The organism is Amnimonas aquatica, from assembly GCF_002943415.1.
Lineage (GTDB): Bacteria > Pseudomonadota > Gammaproteobacteria > Pseudomonadales > Moraxellaceae > Perlucidibaca > Perlucidibaca aquatica_A.
This window is the reverse complement of record NZ_PTQZ01000378.1, coordinates 1-1,063: the sequence shown is the minus strand read 5'-3', so window position 1 is coordinate 1,063 and position 1,063 is coordinate 1. Positions and strand designations below refer to the sequence as shown.

At 64.2% G+C, this 1,063-nt stretch carries 2 protein-coding genes; one reads left to right on the top strand and one right to left on the bottom strand.

Annotated elements, in window-relative coordinates:
- The first annotated feature begins 260 nt into the window (after positions 1-260).
- Positions 261-752 carry a DUF4442 domain-containing protein gene (locus tag C5O18_RS10155; RefSeq protein WP_105193504.1) on the top strand — a complete coding sequence of 164 codons (492 nt, stop codon included), beginning with the start codon at positions 261-263 and terminating at the stop codon, positions 750-752.
- Between the two features lie 63 nt (positions 753-815).
- Here C5O18_RS10155 and C5O18_RS10150 read toward each other — a convergent pair.
- On the bottom strand, positions 816-1,063 hold a 248-nt coding region (locus C5O18_RS10150; RefSeq protein ID WP_206389859.1), incomplete at its 5' end, for a SlyX family protein.

Sequence of the window (1,063 nt, the reverse complement as noted above, 5' to 3'; positions counted from 1 at the left end):
GAAAAGCTGAATCAGCTTGTGCGGATAGACCGCGATGGTCACCAGACGGCTCTGGGTAGACATGGGCAGCATGGGCAGGCCTGCATGAGGAAAAACGGTGATCGGGAAACGCCCGACAGCGCTGCTACAGCATACAGAATTCGTCCGCTTGACTGCAGTACCCGACCTCATGGTCATTTCGGCCTAACACCTTGGTCCCTCCCTGCGGCATGCTCGCCGCCACGAACCTGTCGTCCATGCCCGCAGCGGAGGAGATTCCCATGAGCTTCAGCAACAACATCAGCCGCGCCATCAAGCCCTTCGAGAAGCTGCCCGACAGCCTGCGCATCCGCGCCGTTTCGCTGATCTTCGGCAATGTGGTGCCATTCGTCGGCACCTCCGGCCTGCGCTACGAGGAACTCACCCACAACCGCGTGGTGGTGAGCGTGCGCAACCGCCGCAAGGTGCAGAACCACATCAAGAGCGTGCATGCCGCCGCCATAGCGCTGCTGGCCGAGACTGCCTCGGGCTTCGTGGTCGGCATGAACCTGCCCGATGACCGCATTCCGCTGATCAAGACCCTGCACGTGGACTACACGCGCCGCTCCAGCGGCGACCTGCGCGCCGTGGCCACGCTGACCGATGCCGATATCGCGCGCATCCGCAGCGAGCCCAAGGGCGAGGTGCTGGTGCCGGTGACACTGACCGACGCCACCGGCCAGGAACCGGTCCAGTGCCAGATGATCTGGGCCTGGACCAGCAAGAAGAAGTAAGCGCCACGCGGTACCGCGCCGGCCGCACGACGCGAACGCGTCGGGCCTGCGCGTGGGGCCGCGTCAGTAATGCGGCGGCGGCGCCTCTTCGGCAACCTCAGCCAGCATCGATGGCTGCAGCGATTTGACCTGATCGTAGAGGATGCGAAGCTCGCCCTGCAGCAGGTCGATCTGGCGCTGCTGCGCCGCGACGACCTGGTTCAGCGCTTCAAGCAGGTCATCCTGAAAGGCCACCTTGATCTCGAGATCGGTCAGGCGTGATTCCATAGATGTGCGCTCCCGGCCTTGAGCCCGGCCCTGCTGTTGAGTCG